This is a genomic window from Trichocoleus sp. FACHB-262, from assembly GCF_014696035.1.
GTDB lineage: Bacteria > Cyanobacteriota > Cyanobacteriia > FACHB-46 > FACHB-46 > Trichocoleus.
Window position 1 is genome coordinate 168,653 of record NZ_JACJPK010000102.1, and the last position, 18,036, is coordinate 186,688.

An 18,036-nucleotide genomic window follows, 5' to 3' on the forward strand; every position below is an offset into this window, starting at 1 on the left:
GTGGTGGGCTACAACATGGCAGAACGGGCAAGGAAATCACCTTCAGTCACACAACAGGGTCTTGAATTAGTCCACGCAAAGCTCAAGAGATTTAGTAGCAATAAAGCTTTCGCAGACCTCGCTGGAGTTTCCCGTGCTACAGTTCAAAACTTTTTGGCAGGCAAGCCTCTTAGAGTTGATAGTTTTCGTACGATTTGCCAAACCTTAGAGCTTGATTGGGAAGAAATTGCTGGCCTTACGACAAACCCTACCTCTGTAGGAGACCCTCAAGCTCAAGAAAATAATGTTGATGCGATCGCGGCCTTGGTTCAGGAAGCATGGCAACAGATTCAACCTTACATCCAACAGAAATGCGGCATGATGCGGGTGCTGGATATGGACCAACCAATCGGGTTGGGTGACATCTACACCAGCGTCAACATTCTGGAAAGAATTACTGGCCGTAGAGGGCTAGATATATCAGAACTGACGCAGAACGCTGACCCTGAACAGTTCGATCGCTTTTGTTTAGGGAAGGTGCGAGAAAAGCGGGTTCCAGGTCTAGAAGCGATTGAGAAGTTTTCCAAGCTGATGATTTTGGGCAAACCTGGGGCTGGAAAGACTACATTTCTGAAGCATCTAGCAATTCAGTGTATTGGTGGTGAATTTCAGAGCGATCGTGTCCCGATATTTATTACTTTGAAAGATTTTGCCGAAGCAGATGAAAAGCCTAATCTACTAACCTACATCGAACGTTTACTTTCACTAGGTTCAGAAGGCGATCGCCCGAATGCTTCATCCTTACACAATATTCTGCATGCAGGTAAGGTATTGATTTTATTAGATGGATTAGATGAGATCAAAGAAGCAGATAGCAGCCGAGTTTTACGACAGATTAGGGAATTCTCTGAACGATATTCTCAAAATCAATTTGTCATAACCTGCCGTATTGCAGCCCAAGATTACATATTTGAGCAATTCACAGAAGTTGAAATTGCTGATTTTGATGACAAGCAAATCAATGAGTTTGCAAATAATTGGTTTGACAGTAAAGGCGGAGCACTGAGAGCTAGTCAGTTTTTAACAAAACTAAAAGAAGACTCCCCCATTAGAGAATTAACAAGCAACCCTTTACTCTTAACACTACTATGCTTGGTTTATGAGGAATCTAGCAAATTCCCCACCAGCCGAATCAGCCTATACGAACAAGGCATTGAACAATTACTGCGCAAATGGAATCTAAATCGAAGAGAGCGCGATCAAACCTATAAGCAACTATCGCCAGACCATCGAGCAGATCTGTTTAGCTACATTGCGTGGAAAACTTTTGATATAGGAAACTACTTCTTTCTCCAGCGAGAAGTTAGCTGCCTAGTTAAGGAATACATTCGAGGTTTACCTGGAGTCTCGCCAAAACATTATCTTAAATTAGATTCTAAAGCTGTTCTGGATTCGATTGAAACACAGCATGGCATTTTGATAAGCAGGGCAAGGGGCATTTACTCCTTCTCACATTTGGCTTTTCATGAATACTTTACAGCTCACTATATTTCTTTAAATCATAAACTTCCAGCCCATAGTCTAATACCAGAAAAATTGGCAAGTCATATTGCAGAAAAACGTTGGCGAGAAGTAATTCTGCTAACTGCTGAAATGTTAGACAATGCAGATACTTTACTGCGCTCAGTTAAATATTATATTGATAAGCTATTCGTAATAGATAAGAAAATTCAAGAATTTCTTATTTGGACTAGTCAAAAATCTAGCTCCGAAGAGTTTCCCTATAAACCAGCGGGAGTAAGGGCATTTTACTTTACTCTTACCTGTTTATTTGCCCTAAAAATTAAACGGGACACTCTTGCCTTTGCTCGTAGTATTGACCCTGGCATGCCTAGTAGTATCGGCCTTGCCACGTCTGAGCCTTTCGCTCCCAGTCTTGACCTGTCTTTTGTTCTTCTTCTAACTCTTGATTGGTCAAGGGGCTACATGCCCGATCAAGATGTGTGCCTACTGGCAGGGCTTGATCAGGCTTGTCACTTAACAAAAGATTCAAGGCTTAGTCAACTACTACAGCAACTTAGAGGGCAAATTCCCATTTTTAAAAAAGACAAAGGAAAATTCGAGCATTGGTGGCAATTGCATGGCCAATCTTGGGCTAATCAACTAAGAACAGTAATCGTTGAGTACTGCAACATTGGGCATGATTGGCATTTTGACGATAAACAAACACAACTCCTACAGCAGTATTATTATGCAAATAATTTGCTAGTTACTTGCTTGAACAATGGTTGTCGTATTAGTCAAGAAGTGCGACGAGAAATAGAAGACACGTTACTCCTGCCGATCGCGGAAATTGAGAAACGGAAGCAGCAGTAGCACGCTCGCCTGTAGAAACAGAGAGGCGATCGATCTTACTGCACCAGTAGGTAATCCCCCCTACCTGGATAGCGATCAACGACCAGAGGGTAGAAAACAGCGATTTGAGCGATTAACTTTACTAAGACTTCAATATGTAACGGATTGCAACGTATAATGAGGAGCGGGAAACCGTTAAAAAATTCTGAAGAGCGGTAGGTTACATGCGAGTTGCGATCGCTGGAGCAGGCTTAGCAGGGCTTTCCTGCGCCAAATATTTGGTTGATGCGGGGCACACCCCCATCGTCTTGGAGAGCCGAGACGTATTGGGTGGCAAGGTAGCCGCCTGGAAAGACGAAGATGGCGACTGGTACGAAACAGGGTTGCACATCTTCTTTGGTGCCTACCCCAACGTGCTGCAACTGTTTAAAGAATTGAACATTGAAGATCGCTTGCAGTGGAAAGAGCACACCATGATCTTCAACCAGCCCACCGCTCCGGGCACCTACTCGCGGTTTGACTTTCCCGACATTCCTGCTCCCATCAATGGTGTCACTGCCATTTTGCGGAACAACGACATGCTGACTTGGGGAGAAAAGATTCGTTTCGGCTTGGGTCTGATTCCCGCGATGGTTAAAGGTCAGAACTATGTCGAAGAGATGGACAAATACTCCTTCTCCGAGTGGTTGAAGAAGCAAAATGTGCCACCTCGCGTCGAGAAGGAAGTCTTCATCGCAATGGCGAAAGCATTGAATTTCATCGACCCCGATGAAATCTCTGCCACCGTAGTCCTGACTGCCCTCAACCGCTTCTTGCAAGAGCGCTACGGCTCCAAAATGGCATTCTTGGATGGAGCACCACCGGAACGGCTCTGTCAACCGATGGTAGATTACGTCACGGAGCGCGGTGGTCAGGTTCGCCTGAAGGCTCTGCTGAAAGAAATTGTGCTGAATGAAGACAACACGGTGAAGCACTTTGTGATTCGTGGGTTGGATGGCGCACCCGACGAAATCTTGACCGCTGATTTGTATATATCTGCGATGCCCGTCGATCCGCTAAAGGTGATGTTGCCGAAGCCTTGGAAGCAGATGGACTACTTCAAAAAGCTTGATGGCTTAGAAGGCGTACCTGTGATCAACTTGCACATGTGGTTCGATCGCAAACTGACTGACGTGGATCATCTTTTATTTTCGCGATCGCCCCTGCTCAGCGTCTATGCCGACATGAGCAACACCTGCCGCGAATACGAGAACCCAGATCGCTCCATGCTAGAGCTAGTTTTAGCTCCCGCTAAAGATTGGATTACCAAATCTGATGAAGAGATTATCGCCGCCACGATGCTGGAGATCGAAAAGCTCTTCCCCGATCATTTTGTCGGCGATGACCCTGCCAAGTTACTAAAGTACAAAGTCGTGAAGACTCCCCGCTCCGTGTACAAGGCGACACCAGGACGCCAAGCATGCCGTCCCACCCAAACGACTCCCATTAGCAATTTCTATCTAACGGGAGACTATACAATGCAACGCTATCTAGCCAGTATGGAGGGGGCCGTACTTTCTGGTAAGCTGACAGCGCAGGCGATCGCTTCTGCTCATCCCAATTCAGCTGCTCCAGCTCCAGGGCGGAAGTCCCTGCAAACCACTACTGCCTAGCCTGCGACGTTAGCGAAGCGCCCCGAAGGACATGCTGCAACTGCCTGATTCCCCTCGTGTGAGAACTCTGGCCTCTTTAGAGGAGTCCTACGAATTTTGCCGCCAAATTACGGCAAAGTATTCTAAAACCTTTTACCTCGGCACACTCTTGATGCCAGAGGCAAAGCGTCGTGCAATCTGGGCGATCTATGTTTGGTGCCGTCGCACTGATGAGTTAGTCGATGGACCGCAGGCAGCACAGACAACACCGGAAACGCTCGATCGCTGGGAGCAGCAATTAGAGTCGGTTTTCGCTGGACATCCGCTGGAAGATCCAGATGTCGCCTTAGTGGATACCTTAGAGCGGTTTCCCCAGGATATTCAGCCCTTCCGCGACATGATCGCGGGACAGCAGATGGATTTGTATCGCAGCCGCTATGAGACGTTTGAAGAGCTAAATCTCTATTGCTATCGGGTCGCAGGTACCGTGGGGCTGATGTCTACAGCGGTGATGGGTGTAGACACCACCTATCGCACCGCTCCCTGGGACCGCAGCACGCCTCAAGGACCGATTGAAGAAGCGATCGCCCTAGGGGTAGCAAACCAGCTCACCAATATTCTGCGTGATGTGGGTGAAGATGCACGGCGCGGCAGAATCTATTTGCCTTTAGAAGACTTAGCCTTATTCAACTACACCGAGCAAGATCTATTTAATGGGGTCGTAGATGAGCGTTGGCGAGGATTGATGCGCTTCCAGATCCAGCGGGCCCGCAAGTTTTATGCCCAAGCAGAAAGAGGCATTAGTCGGCTCAGTCCTGATGCTCGCTGGCCAGTTTGGGCAGCCACAGGACTCTATAGCCAAATTCTCAACGCGATCGAAAGTAACCAGTACGATGTGTTTCAGCAGCGGGCTTACGTCAAAGGCCCTCGGAAACTAATGTGCCTGCCAGTTGCTTGGTTACGCTCTAAGGCGCTCTAAATTATTCTTTTTCTGTGCTTTAGATCACACTACAGTTGTGATCTACTTTTGTTTTCACGGTTTACAGGCTCGTGATTCTGGCTATGATGGGGATGTCTGTGCGAGAGGCAGAACTAGCAACGGCAGGCTAGAGCTTTCCTGAAGTAGTGACGTTGGCGATTTCTGCCGTTTTCCTCAAAAAGCGTCTTTATTGTTTGTTAATTGTGTTTTTTAACACTCTTCAAAAGCAATTGATTCGCTTACGTTAAAGGACGATTGTTGCCTCATACAAGGATAGTGCGTAACGCAAGGGAAGATCCGAGTAGTGCGTGATACCAGCCTACTAACCGAAGTGCTCCACCTGGTGGTTCAACCGAGTGACACAGAAGCGCATGCCTTCTTCTGTGAGCTAGGCTTGCAACCGATTCCTGATGTTCCACAACTGCTCTGCTTGGTGCTCGATGAAAGCCAACTCCGAGGAGTTTTTTGCCAAATCAGCCAGAGGCTCTCGGAAGCTGGACAAGCCGATTCTCGCTTTATTTTGACGCGATCGCCCCTCCAGTCCAAAGCATTATTGATTGAATTTCTGCACGCTCAACCGCTGAGCAGTGTTACGGTGCCGATCAAGCATCAATGGTTTTTTCAAGCCTTGGCCGATCGCGCTTTTGTCTTTAAATATCAGCCCATTTATAACTTGGCTTCCGGTGAGGTGCTGGCTTACGAATGTTTGGCGCGGGCGGTGCAGGGCCAAGGCCAATACTTCAATGGCAAACAGATTTTAGATGCGGCCCTCTCGACTCATTGCACCCATGAATTTGATGAGCTGGCTCGTGAAACTTGCATCAATGCGATCGCGCAGATAAGCAATGGGCAAACCTTTTTTATCAACGTGCTACCCAATGCCATTTTGCAAGGGCCTAAATCTCTAGAGCGCAATTTGCAACAAGTCTTGGCTCTAGGGTTGCAACCGCAGCAGATTGTTTTCGAGTTAACCGAAGTAGAAGCGCTGATTCAACATCCAGACCTCTCACGCTTAATTCATCAAATTCGGGACTACGGATTTGGAGTCGCCATTGATGACTTAGGGGGGCAAGTTGCAATCGATCATTATTTCATGGCTCTCCACCCGGATGTGATCAAGCTAGATCGTCAGCTCGTGCAAGGTTGCAGCCGCCATCCAGTCCAGCAAATTCTGCTCAAGAGTCTTCTTTACTCAGCCCACGAAATGGGCATTTTAGTCGTAGCCGAGGGTTTGGAAACGGCTGAAGATATTGCTTTTTGTCGGGATCTAGGCGTTGATTTTGGTCAAGGTTTTGGGCTAGCTAAACCCGAAGTGACACTGCAACAGCAGAGATTGGATATTTCTAGTTTTTGTCCTCTGGTCAATCGCCGACCTGCGATCGCGCCTCTATTTGCTGCCAAGCTAGCCGCATTTAACAGCCGCCAACCCCGCCTTACCCATGCCATTAGCTAATTGGTAACTGGCAGCTCTAGATGGCCCTCCGAGGTTGCATTAAGGCCCCTCCAGCTTGCATAGTAGATGGAGTCCAAGCCCTGCGACGATTCATGCAACTCGAATTTGTGCCTGTTGAAGATTTTTATTTCGCTCTCACCTTAGCGGTTCGCACTCTCGAAGATATCCCCGATCCAGGACTCATTGAGCAAATGCGATCGCGCCTTCAGGAAAAGTTTGGTCAGCCTTCGACCGTTGCCGCAGCGAAACAAAATACGTTTAACTATGTGTTTAGAGTGCATGACTACGACAACAGTCCTGCGAATCAGTTGATTGTATCGGTGGCAGACTGGCAAGACAAATTACGTCTCAGCAGCGACTATGGCTGGACCTTAGATGCCGAGCGCAAACCGCTCCGCACCGAATGGTTTGACCGCCGTCCAGAATTTTGCCAACAACTACGATCGCACCTGCAAGAGTGGCTAGAGGTACCCATTGGTTGAAATCAGCTACTAGAAAGCCTCAAAACCAGGGCGATCGGTAGGGGTAATTTTTTTTGCCCTCGAAAAGGAAAGGGCACCTACAAGAGGTGCCCCTACTAGCTTCATTCTTTCAATCGGCAGTTCTTAGCCAGAACTTATTTAGCGAGAGGGAGCCTGACCAGGGGTGCGGCCACCTTCGTCATTGCTGCCACCACGGGGGCTAGAGTTGCCTGGATCGCAACCCTCGGCACCATTACCAATGCCTTGGTTACAGTTTTGCTTGCCCTCTTTCTCGTCGTCTTGCTCTTGAGTCTGAGTTTCTTGCTCAGTTTCGGTCTCTTGCTCAGTTTCAGTCTCTTGCTCGGTTTGAGTTTCAGTTTGGGTGGTGCCCTGCTGAATCACATAGGGAGAAGAGAAGCTTTGAGCTTTACCTGTGCTAACCAAAGCTTGGTACAAGAACGCACAAACTTCTGCACGAGTCGCTACGCGGTTGAGCTCTAAGCGATTGGTGTTGGGGTAGTTGATCACGATTCCCCGCTCGGTCAGGGCCGCGATTAGCGTCCGGACATCAGCAGGAATAGTAGCTGCATCCCCATAACCTTGCAGCAAGGTTGCAACAGTGCTGGTGCTGCTGACGGAGGTGTAGTTTAAGCCTCTGGCTAAGGCTACCAACACATCCAGACGAGTCAGACGAGCGGTGGGGTTGAAGAGGCGATCGCTATCAGCACCAAAGAAGCCCATCGAGTAAGCTTCGCGAACAGCGGTGTAACCCCAATAACTAGTCGAGACATCACGAAACTCAATGGCTTCGCGAACGGCTCTTTGGTCAAAGGCTTTGCGCAACACTGCGGCAAATTGAGCCTTAGTAACTGCTTCGCTAGGACGGAAGGTATTGTCGGGGAAACCCTCAACAATATTCTGTTGAGCCAAGCGAGCGATGAATTCATAGGCCCAGTAGCTACGGGAAACATCCGTAAAGCTACCTTGAGTAGTGCTGGTTGTGGTTTGCTGACCACCGGTTTGCTGGCCAGCAGAAGTAGTACCTTGGCCAGTAGTAGTTTGGCTGGTTAGGCGAGCCATTAGAGTTTGGGTGGCAGCTTGGTCAAATGCCAATACTGAGCCAGTCGCGTTGGTACGATATACCCAAACTTCCTCGGAGCTGGCTACAACGACTCGGAAACCAGGAACATCACCAGGAGTGCAGGTAGATGCAGTGCCAGGAACACCTAAGCAGCTATCAGACCAAGTCTCTTGTTGGACAGAAACCACCCGCAGTTGAGTCGCTTGGACTTGGCTACGAGCCGTGATCGCTTGATATACAGAGGTGGCGATCGCTTGAGTAAATCTAACTTGGCTGCTGCTAGATTGTGTAGTTGTGGTGGTTTGACGAGTTTCAGTAGTTTGAGTGGAACTAGTAGTCTGACTAGCAACGGTCCGAGTTGCAGCCTCGTCATACACAACTTGAGAGCCAGTGGCATTGGTGCGGAAGACCCAAGTTTTGTTATCACCTTCTACAAAAACCCGGTAGCCTGGAACGATCGCCTGGGTGCAACCAACACCAGCACCCCCCAGACCCAAACAACCATCGGACCACTCTACTCTCTCTGCTCTAGCGATTCGCAGGCTAGCAAGTGATATCTTCTGGCTGGTAGAGATTTGTTGGAGGATAGTTCTGGAAGCGCCTTCAGATAGTTCGACTTCCTCGCCACCATCGTCATCGCCATCATCGTCGTCGCTATCGTCGTCTCCACCATCATCGTCGCTGTCATCGTCACCATCATCACTATCGTCGTCGTCATCGTCTGACTGACTGATGAGCAACTCGCCAGACTGCTCTGTAGAAAGCTGTTGGCTAGTAACAGGTGAATTCGTAGCCTCAGCTTCCGAAGTTACAGCATTTGCTGGAGCAAAAGCAGTCATCGACAAAATCGTGGCAGCCAAAAACAGCTTGCCCAAAGAGGCCAAAATGCCTTGATTCATAGATCCTCACACTCACGTAAACGGTTAAAGGGACGGTTTTTAATTGGTATATGTTCCCTGATTGATGCCTTAGAGGTCTTTATGGCTGAGCGTAGGCCAAAAAATATATGATGAACGAAGACTATTTACAAATCTTAAGAAGATAGTGGGAATGACCCAGCAGTTAACAAAGACCAATATTTTTGAAAAACTGACTTGGACTTGGCGCGGCTACCCGATCCAGTACACCGTCATGGGCACTGGACGCCCACTGGTGCTGATTCATGGTTTCGGAGCCTCCATTGGCCATTGGCGCAACAATATTCCAGTTTTGGCAGCGGGTGGCTACCGAGTGTTTGCCTTGGATCTACTGGGGTTTGGTGGCTCGGCCAAGCCAGATATTGAATACAACTTAGAACTTTGGCAAGCGCTGCTCAAGGACTTTTGGAGAGAGCAAATTCAGCAACCTGCTGTTTTTGTGGGTAACTCCATTGGTGGCTTACTGAGCTTGATGGTACTGGCTAATCATCCCGAAATTGCTGCTGGAGGCGTGCTGCTCAATTGTGCGGGAGGGCTAAATCATCGCCCCGATGAACTGGTGCTGCCCTTGCGCTTGATTATGGCCACTTTTACCAAACTGGTCAGTTCTCCCCAATTGGGTCCGTTTTTGTTTAACCGAGTTCGCAAAAAACATCGCATTCGGAACACGTTGCGTCAGGTTTATCGCAATGCCGAAGCGGTGACAGATGAACTCGTAGACTTGCTTTATGCCCCATCATGCGACGAAGGTGCCCAACAGGTCTTCGCGTCTATTCTCACGGCTCCTCCTGGCCCCACTCCCACAGAATTGCTGCCCCAAGTTCAGTGCCCTTTGCTGGTGCTGTGGGGAGAACGTGACCCTTGGACTCCGATCAGAGGAGCAGAGGTTTACCGGAAGCTGAGCGATCGCGAATCTGGGAAAGATGTGCCTCCGGTGCGTTTTGTCGCCATTCCTGACACAGGCCACTGCCCACATGATGAGCGACCAGAAGTGGTGAATGCTCTAATTTTGGACTGGCTCGCTGAAACGGCTTTGTAAACTCATGCTCTAGAAAACTCATGACGGTCTTTGAAACGCCACGCCTGCTTTTGCGACAATTCACTCAGGATGACGTGGATGACCTCGCGGCGATGTATGCTGACCCTGCTGTCATGACCTTTTTGGGCGGGCCGCGCTCTTACAAGACTACACAGCAACACATTGAGCGCATCATCCAAAACTATCAGGATTATGGTTTTGGGCTGTGGGCGGTGATCCATAAGGGCGATCGCCGATTGATGGGACGTTGTGGGCTGATTCCTCAAACCATTGAAGGACAAGGAGAAGTTGAGATTGGCTATTTGCTTGCCCACGCTTATTGGGGGCAGGGATTGGCAACGGAGGCAGCAGCAGCAATTCGGAATTATGGCTTTAATACGGCGGGTTGCGATCGCTTAATTTCTCTGATCGATCCTCACAATTTGGCTTCGCAGCAGGTAGCGTTGCGGGTGGGTTTAACGTATGAAAAAGATGTGATCTTATCGGACAAGCCGATTCAACTTTATGCCATTTATCGGCCTACTAACTCTTAGCGTTGTTCAAGCTAGTTGGAACCGAACCTTTGGGGGCGCTTGCCCCCAAACCCCCGCTGAAGGACGGTTGCGTCCCTCAGACTCCCTCCAAAAGTTGGTCAGGTTTTTGCGAACTTCTCTCTGTGATGGGATGCGGGCGATCGCTTTTGATTGTGTAATGAGGGGCGAGTGGTGACGGTTGCAACAGGAGGGAACGATGGCTAGCGATCGCAAAATTGCTGTGGTGACGGGTGCAAATCGAGGTTTGGGTTTGGAAACGTCGCGGCAATTAGCTAAGCAAGGCGTTTATATCATTCTCACGAGTCGTGATCAGGCGAAGGGACAGCCTGTCGTTCAGCAGTTGCAGTCTGAGGGGTTGGAGGTTGGATATCATCCCTTAGATGTGACTGATGCGGCCAGTGTGCAACAACTCGCCCAGTTTGTTCGTGACCAATTTGGCCATTTAGAAATTCTGGTCAATAATGCTGGCATCGGCCTTGATTTTGACAATGGCAGTCTCTTCAATCTTCAAATCGAGACACTGACACAAACCCTACAGACCAATCTTTATGGCCCGATTCTGCTCTCCCAGGCACTCATTCCGCTGATGCAAATCCGGGGATATGGCCGAGTGGTGAATGTCTCTTCTGGAGCGGGGCAATTAAGCGAGATGAACAGCGGCTATCCCAGTTATCGAATGTCGAAAACGGCTCTCAATGCTTTAACTCGCATTCTGGCGAATGAGTTGCAAGGGAGCAATATCTTAGTGAACTCGGTGTGTCCCGGTTGGGTAAGAACAGATATGGGTGGCCCTGATGCCCCTCGTACGCCAGAGCAAGGAGCAGACACGATCGCCTGGTTAGCCACTCTACCGGATGGTGGCCCCACCGGAGGTTTCTTTCGCGATCGCCAACCCATTCCCTGGTAAAGCATCTTATAGATGAGATTTAGCTATTTCTGTGCTCACCCATGATCACTGGGGCAAACTTAGAACATGGCTGCTTAATGACACTAAGGCGATCGCGGGTTTGGGAGACAGCAATCTAGCATGTTTAATGCCACAGAGCTTTTAATCGAAAACTTTTTAGAACAACTCAGAAGTGCCTACCAACGTACCTATGGCGGCTGGAAATCCGAATACCAGGAGATCATTACCTGGGTAGGGAGCATGGCGCTAGAGAATATTGCCAACAGTGATGCGCTTTACCACAACGTGGAGCACACGATTCTCGTCACGTTGGTAGGGCAGGAAATCTTACGGGGTAAGCATATCCGCGATGGAGGGGTCTCCTGTGATGATTGGCTGCACTGCATGATTTCCCTGCTCTGTCACGACATTGGCTATATCAAAGGGGTTTGCCGTCGCGATCGCCCAGGTTTATACGCCACGGGTATGGGCGACACAATGATTTCTCTACCACCCGGAGCCACTGATGCCAGTCTCACGCCTTACCACATCGATCGTGGCAAGCTATTTATTGAGGAGCGGTTTGGTGGACACCCACTAATTGACGCCGAAGAAATTAAGCGCAATATCGAACTTACCCGTTTTCCGGTGCCAAACGACAGCGACCATCAAGACACAATTAACTACCCCGGTTTGCTCAGAGCCGCAGATTTAATTGGTCAACTGAGTGATGTTCGTTATTTGCAAAAAATCAATGCGCTGTTTTACGAATTTGAAGAAAACGGCACCAACAAACACTTGGGTTATCACCATCCCGGTGACCTACGGCAAGGCTACCCAAAGTTCTTCTGGAATGTGGTTTACCGCTACGTAGAAAACGCCCTTACTTATCTGCAATTAACTCAACAAGGCCAACAAATTATCGCCAATCTTTACGCCAATGTTTTTGTGGTAGAACATGGCCCAGCGGTAATTTAAGGAAGGAGTTTAGAAAAAGCGCGATCGCCTTCTTCCCATCAATCCCCTCAAGAATTAGTCAAGGTGGGGGTTGACGATGCTGGTTTTTCTCTGTTAGCGTCAGTGCATAAGGCTTAAAAACTCGCAAAAGATTTTTTCGCAGATGCTATCTCTTCGCAGCAGCTACTTTTATTTTTGGTTTATGGAGGTTCACTTGGAGTGAATCCAGCTTTTGCTGATTCTCCAGGTGGACCGCAGACAACAGGCTCTGCGGTCTTTTGCTTTTTAAGGACAGATTTCATTCCAAACATATAGGCAGGACTCAAGCTCGTGACGACTCTCCACACTAAAGCAATTTCTCAAGTGGCCGCAGCTAGTCTGTGTGCCATCAGCTTTGGTGATTCCCTCAAGACGCAGTGTATTTCCTACCTGCGTCTTTCTTTTTGGGGAAGCTGGTTTTATAGCTTTTACTTTTGGACCAGGAGTTCTGGGTAAAGTCGCCATGCTGTTCACTGCACGACCCGGAACTCTCACAAAGTTCCGGGTTTTTTGTTATCTCTCACTTCCTCACTCTCTTGGAGACCCATCATGTTAAACGCCAAACTCGCTAGCAAAGCCCACGCCAACCACAAAAGCGTGATTCAACTGTCTGATCACGTGACCGTTGGGGGTAAAGATCTGCTGATTGTCGGTGGCCCTTGCACTGTAGAAAACTTAGCCCAAATGGAAGCTGTGGCTAGCCGCTTACTCACAGCCCCGATCCAAGCCTTGCGGGGTGGAGTTTACAAGCCTCGTACCTCTCCCTACGCTTTCCAAGGCATGGGTTTGGAAGGCTTGGAGATTTTAGCCACGGTGCGGCAGCGCTACCACTTGCCTGTAGTGACTGAAGTGATGGCGATTTCTCAGATTGAGGAAATTGCTGCTCAGGCTGACATGCTGCAAATTGGTAGCCGCAACATGCAGAACTACGACTTGCTCAAAGCACTAGGCCAAGCAGGGAAACCGATTTTGCTGAAGCGGGGTCTCTCCGCCACGATTGAAGAATTCGTTCTGGCAGCGGAATACATCCTGGCTCACGGCAACCCTAATGTAGTGCTGTGTGAGCGGGGAATTCGCAGTTTCGACACCTACACCCGCAACGTCCTCGACTTGGGTGCGGTTGCTGCCCTCAGGCAAATCACCCATCTGCCGATCATTGTTGATCCGAGTCATGCCGCTGGAAAGCGAGAATTAGTAGCAGATCTAGCGAGAGCCGCGATCGCCTGTGGTGCCGATGGCTTGATCATTGAGTGCCACCCCGAACCAGAGCAATCTGTCTCGGATGCTCGCCAAGCCCTTTCTTTAGAAGAGATGGCGGAACTAGTCGCTAGCTTGAAGCCGATCGCGACTGCGGTTGGGCGAGGCATTGCAGAAACGAATACCCGTCCTCTAGTTCCGGTTTTAGCGGGAATGGTGGGCATCAAGTAACAAACAACTAATAAACAGATTCCAAACACTTACTTCAAAGGCTTGCCTCATGATCAGCATATAGAGGAATATGCCTTTATTCCCTGAAATGAGACCTCAGCTTTATGCCTGCCCTCAGTCAAGCAGCTAGTCTGCCGCTGCTTCCAGAACTGATTGATGGATTGCCCAATATTTCTGGCTGGGAGGCAGAAGTGCAATCGGTGGTGCAGCACGATCGCCCCATTTTTCTACCCACTACCAATATTCGCCTTCAGGATGTCTCCGCTGCTTTTGCGATCGCCCTCCACATGCACCAGCCCATGATTCCGGCAGGTCCAGGTGGAGAGCTCATCAGCAATTTGCAGTATATGTTTGAGCATCCCTACGAAGGAGATAACCACAATGCTGGCCCCTTCGCCTACTGCTACAGCCGCATTGCCGACTTCATGATTGATCTGGTAGGTCAAGGTTGCAACCCCCGCATCATGCTGGATTACTCTGGCACTCTTTTGTGGGGACTGCGCCAGATGGGTCGGGGAGACATTCTAGACAACCTCAAGCGCATCACTTGCGATCGCACTTACCACCCGTATGTCGAGTGGCTAGGTACCTTCTGGGGTCACGCGATCGCCTCGACCACTCCGATTCCTGACCTGAAGCTGCACATTCAAGCTTGGCAACATCACTTTGCGGCCATCTTTGGCTGGGATGCTTTAGCACGAGTGAAAGGATTTTCCTTGCCAGAAATGCACCTTCCCAATCATCCCGACACCCTATTTGAACTCATAAAAGCCTTAAAGGAAGCGGGGTATCGTTGGCTTCTTTTGCAAGCAGACACAGTAGAAACCACCACAGGCCAACCGCTATCGCAGCCCCATCTCCCGCATCGATTGGTGGCCCGCAACGCTGAGGGAGAAACTGTTAGCATGACGGCGCTGATTAAAACCCAGGGTGCTAACAATCAGCTAGTCGGTCAAATGCAGCCCTACCAGAAAGCTAGAACTCTCGGCCCGCAACTCGTTGGCCAGGTCACTATCCCGCCATTGGTAGCGCAAATTGGTGATGGTGAAAATAGCGGCATTATGATGAATGACTTTCCTAGCACTTTCCGAAATGCCTGGTATGACATGAGTGCCCAAGCTCAAGGCCACTTCGGCGTCGTTGGCTTAACGGGCACTGAATATCTAGAACTCGTAGAGGCAGCAGGTTGTACCCCAGAGGATTATCCGGTTTGTCAAGCCAAGGGACAGCACCGAATTTGGCAGCGAGTTTCCGAAGCAGATACTCCCAAAGCGATCGCGCGGGCCATTACCGAACTCAAGCGAGAAGATCCTAGTTTTCAGGTAGAGGGAGTTTCTTCAGTTCATGCTCTGCGCTGGAGTCAAGGCAACGACCCTGTTTTGGCTTCCATGCAGAAACTCAGTGCGTTGTTTCACCAAACCCTTGATCCACTCTTGCAAGCTCAATTAAGCAATGGTGAGGCTACCCCCCACACTAATACGTTAAGTTCTGCTTTAACTCAGCAGTCCCGTTATCGCCAAGCCCTCCTTTACAACCTGTTAATCCAAACCAGTTGTTTTAACTACTGGGGTCAAGGGATGTGGACTGACTATGCCCGTACGCTCTACAGTCGGGGGAAAGAGAGTATCTCCAGTCATTTCTAGAGAGTTGCTTAGTTGCGGCTGATTCGATAGAAGTTTGTCGTGGCGATCGCTCTAGCATTCCTTACCCAAAGTTTCTTTCTCGACGGATAAAAAGTTGCAAGGCTAGGTGTTTAGCACTCCATCAAGGTAATTTCCCTCAGAAAAAATTAGTTGAAATTAGTGATTAGTCTAGAAAAATATCAACTTCAATCTTACTTTGAGACTGAATTCACTAACCGATCAAAATTTCCGTAGGACTGCATTTTTTTGTATTAATTGCAACAAAATTATTGGACTAATGCAGAGACATTTGAGCGGCTCAAAGTCCTGTTAAATCAAACAATGGTATGGTAAGCTGTACTCGAAGAGTTTTATTCGGTTGTAGGGTTTGTTTTCTCATTTCGACAGGCATCTCTCCGAATTTAAATCTCTGCAATTTCTTTGATTCTGGAGAGTTTCATGTCCATTTACGTTGGTAATCTGTCTTACGATGTCACGCAAGACGATTTAAATGCCGTTTTTGCAGAGTACGGCACTGTTAAGCGAGTTCAACTCCCTCTAGACCGGGAAACGGGTCGCCCCCGTGGTTTTGGCTTTGTTGAAATGTCCACAGAAGCAGAAGAAACCGCAGCAATCGAGGCTCTGGATGGAGCTGAGTGGATGGGTCGCGATCTAAGAGTCAACAAAGCTAAGCCTCGCGAAGAGCGCAGCGGTAGCGGTGGTGGTGGTAGAGGTCGTGACGATCGCAATAGCTGGGGCGGCGGCGGTGGCGGCGGTGGCGGCGGTGGCGGCAGAGGCTACTCCCGGTATTAATCATTTCCTAGAAACTGAAGCACTGGCTTGAGTGGATTGAATTTGCGGTAATCCTGGTAAACAATACTCATCACGATTCAGAGGCAACCTGAGGGATATACAGAATGACCCAAATTGTTCTGGGCGAAAACGAAGGAATTGAGTCAGCGCTACGTCGCTTCAAGCGTCAAGTTTCTAAAGCTGGAATTCTCGCTGATGTGAAGCGTCAACGCTTCTTTGAAACTCCTCAGGACAAGGAGAAGCGTAAAGCGTTAGCCAGACGTCGCAAACATCGCTTTCACTAAACTAGGGCTAGCTAAAGCTAAAGCGAAGAGTTGTCAGTTGGCACTCTTCGCTTTTAGTTTGAGGCGGGCTGAGGCAGAGCTAGGACCTGTGGTTGGCTTGCCGCTTGGACAAATGCCTTAAAAATCCTTTGTTGCCCAGAATCTTCTGGGGCAAGTTCTGGATGCCACTGCACCGCGATCGCCCAAGGATGATGCTGATGTTCTAGCGCTTCAATCACACCATCCGGGGCTTGAGCGGCAACGCGCCAACCGGGAGGTGCGCTTCGGGCGGCTTGGTGGTGCCAAGACACTACATTAATTTCTGTTTCTCGATGGAGCAAAGTTGCAAGTCGCGTTCTGGGCACAAGTTGCACAGGGTGCTTGGCACAGTGAGACTGATCGGCTCGGTGAATGACGGTATTGCCAAATTCGTCAGGAATGTGAGGAACCAACTGGCCGCCGCTCACAACCATAAAAATTTCCAGCCCTCGGCAAATTCCCAACATTGGAATTGACGTTTTCAGAGCTAGGTTAGCAAGTCCGAGTTCAAAGGCATCTCGCTCAGCATTGACGCGATAGATGCTGGGGTGTGATGAACCCTCATACTCGGCTGGGTCAATATCGCCGCCCCCTGAAAAGAGCAGGCCATCGACAAAATCAAGGATTCGAGCCTGATGCATTTCACCAGGAGTTAGGAGTACAGGCACACCTCCAGCACGTCTGACCGCATCTATGTAATTGCTGAACAGAGAGTAGTGGCCTGTTTCGTTTTTGCAAGAAGTCGTGATGCCAATAATTGGCGGCTTCGTAATTGAGTTGGGGGATGGAAGAGGGAACAACATGCTGCACAATCATCCTAAGCAAGACAACCAGGAGAGCGCAGTCTTAGAACCAGAATGCGATCGCCCGCTTTATGATCAACCACATTGGGATCATTCACTATTACTAAATTTCCCTAATTTGTTCTAGGAGTTGGCACGATCCCAAACATAATCTTAGGGTCGAAATTTAGGATACTTTAGTTGCCTGAGTTCTAACTGTGTTCAAACTGTCAGACTTGGCTTTAATCTCGCTCTAAACTTCAAGATTCTCTGTTAGCTGACGCGGCTGGAGTGGCAAAGTAGCGATCGCAGGCATTAGAGTCACAGGCAGGATAAGCAGAATGGTAAACAGCCGTGCGCTGCCCAAACAAGGTATAGCGATTGTCGCGCACTTGTTCGTAGATGCGATCGCCGCTCCATTTCAGCCCAGGGAGGGCACGATAGGCAGCCACAAATACACTGCCTAGAGGAAATAATTGACCAATTTCTTCAGCGGCATCACTTCCCTGCCATCGGCGCTCTGGGGCTTCTGCGTCAATTAAGATCATGCCTAGTTCGCAGTCCTGAGGGGTGACGTTCCAGCGCTGCAATGTTTCTGGATCTTGCATGGGAATGTACTGAAAGCGATCGCCTTGGTCTAAGCTTTCTAGAAGTTGTACCAGGGTAACGCAGAGGTTGCATTTGCCGTCATAGATTACGGTGTAGGGCATCAGTTTTTTAGAGAGTTGCCTTTCTATTGTGAATTATTCTCCTCTGTAGAGCAGAAGGCACCTGTACCT

General features: G+C 49.0%; 16 protein-coding genes. 13 read left to right on the forward strand and 3 right to left on the reverse strand.

The genetic code is table 11. The features are described 5' to 3' along the window. Window positions 1-15 precede the first annotated feature (15 nt). The 5 genes from H6F68_RS25185 to H6F68_RS25205 all read left to right on the forward strand — a co-directional run bounded on the left by H6F68_RS25185 (window position 16) and on the right by H6F68_RS25205 (window position 6,879). On the forward strand, window positions 16-2,355 hold the full coding sequence (locus H6F68_RS25185) for an NACHT domain-containing NTPase (RefSeq protein ID WP_190563278.1): 2,340 nt from the start codon (window positions 16-18) through the stop codon (window positions 2,353-2,355). Between the two features lie 203 nt (window positions 2,356-2,558). Continuing rightward, window positions 2,559-3,986, forward strand: coding sequence for a 15-cis-phytoene desaturase (gene pds / locus H6F68_RS25190; protein WP_190563280.1), 1,428 nt, complete (start codon window positions 2,559-2,561; stop codon window positions 3,984-3,986). 31 nt (window positions 3,987-4,017) lie between these two features. Further along, window positions 4,018-4,944 (forward strand): 15-cis-phytoene synthase CrtB, encoded by a 927-nt coding sequence (crtB, locus tag H6F68_RS25195; RefSeq protein WP_190563282.1) that lies wholly within the window; start codon window positions 4,018-4,020, stop codon window positions 4,942-4,944. A 304-nt stretch (window positions 4,945-5,248) separates the two neighbouring features. Beyond that, the gene (locus tag H6F68_RS25200; protein ID WP_313930237.1) at window positions 5,249-6,397 is read left to right on the forward strand and encodes an EAL domain-containing protein; all 1,149 of its coding nucleotides are present in this window, start codon (window positions 5,249-5,251) and stop codon (window positions 6,395-6,397) included. Between the two features lie 92 nt (window positions 6,398-6,489). Beyond that, the gene (locus H6F68_RS25205) at window positions 6,490-6,879 is read left to right on the forward strand and encodes a hypothetical protein (RefSeq protein WP_190555506.1); all 390 of its coding nucleotides are present in this window, start codon (window positions 6,490-6,492) and stop codon (window positions 6,877-6,879) included. 138 nt (window positions 6,880-7,017) lie between these two features. On the opposite strand, the gene H6F68_RS28605 is transcribed toward H6F68_RS25205, so the two are convergent. Continuing rightward, complete coding sequence (locus tag H6F68_RS28605) at window positions 7,018-8,838, reverse strand: S-layer homology domain-containing protein (protein WP_199300329.1); 1,821 nt, start codon at window positions 8,836-8,838, stop codon at window positions 7,018-7,020. 151 nt (window positions 8,839-8,989) lie between these two features. On the opposite strand from H6F68_RS28605, the gene H6F68_RS25215 reads away from it, so the two are divergent. The 8 genes from H6F68_RS25215 (at window position 8,990) to rpsU (ending at window position 16,457) form a co-directional block, all read left to right on the forward strand. Continuing rightward, window positions 8,990-9,895, forward strand: coding sequence for an alpha/beta fold hydrolase (locus H6F68_RS25215; protein WP_190563284.1), 906 nt, complete (start codon window positions 8,990-8,992; stop codon window positions 9,893-9,895). Window positions 9,896-9,915: 20 nt separating this feature from the next. Next, entirely contained in the window at window positions 9,916-10,428 is a 513-nt protein-coding gene (locus tag H6F68_RS25220) for a GNAT family N-acetyltransferase (protein WP_190563286.1), read from the forward strand. 196 nt (window positions 10,429-10,624) lie between these two features. Further along, on the forward strand, window positions 10,625-11,335 hold the full coding sequence (locus tag H6F68_RS25225; protein WP_190563288.1) for an SDR family oxidoreductase: 711 nt from the start codon (window positions 10,625-10,627) through the stop codon (window positions 11,333-11,335). Between the two features lie 120 nt (window positions 11,336-11,455). Next, complete coding sequence (locus H6F68_RS25230) at window positions 11,456-12,292, forward strand: Npun_R2479 family HD domain-containing metalloprotein (RefSeq protein WP_190563289.1); 837 nt, start codon at window positions 11,456-11,458, stop codon at window positions 12,290-12,292. A gap of 567 nt (window positions 12,293-12,859) precedes the next feature. Further along, window positions 12,860-13,738, forward strand: coding sequence for a 3-deoxy-7-phosphoheptulonate synthase (gene aroF, locus H6F68_RS25235; RefSeq protein ID WP_190563291.1), 879 nt, complete (start codon window positions 12,860-12,862; stop codon window positions 13,736-13,738). 104 nt (window positions 13,739-13,842) lie between these two features. Beyond that, a complete protein-coding gene (locus tag H6F68_RS25240) occupies window positions 13,843-15,381 on the forward strand; it encodes a glycosyl hydrolase family 57 (protein WP_190563293.1) in 1,539 nt (512 codons plus the stop codon). 438 nt (window positions 15,382-15,819) lie between these two features. Next, window positions 15,820-16,173, forward strand: a complete 354-nt coding sequence (locus H6F68_RS25245; protein ID WP_190563295.1) for an RNA-binding protein — start codon at window positions 15,820-15,822, stop codon at window positions 16,171-16,173. Between the two features lie 104 nt (window positions 16,174-16,277). Further along, on the forward strand, window positions 16,278-16,457 hold the full coding sequence (rpsU, locus tag H6F68_RS25250; RefSeq protein ID WP_190433665.1) for a 30S ribosomal protein S21: 180 nt from the start codon (window positions 16,278-16,280) through the stop codon (window positions 16,455-16,457). Between the two features lie 53 nt (window positions 16,458-16,510). On the opposite strand, the gene H6F68_RS25255 is transcribed toward rpsU, so the two are convergent. Together H6F68_RS25255 and H6F68_RS25260 are read right to left on the reverse strand one after the other, a co-directional pair. Beyond that, window positions 16,511-17,278 (reverse strand): gamma-glutamyl-gamma-aminobutyrate hydrolase family protein, encoded by a 768-nt coding sequence (locus H6F68_RS25255; RefSeq protein ID WP_190563297.1) that lies wholly within the window; start codon window positions 17,276-17,278, stop codon window positions 16,511-16,513. Between the two features lie 239 nt (window positions 17,279-17,517). Next, complete coding sequence (locus H6F68_RS25260) at window positions 17,518-17,967, reverse strand: thiol-disulfide oxidoreductase DCC family protein (protein ID WP_190563299.1); 450 nt, start codon at window positions 17,965-17,967, stop codon at window positions 17,518-17,520. Window positions 17,968-18,036 lie beyond the last annotated feature (69 nt).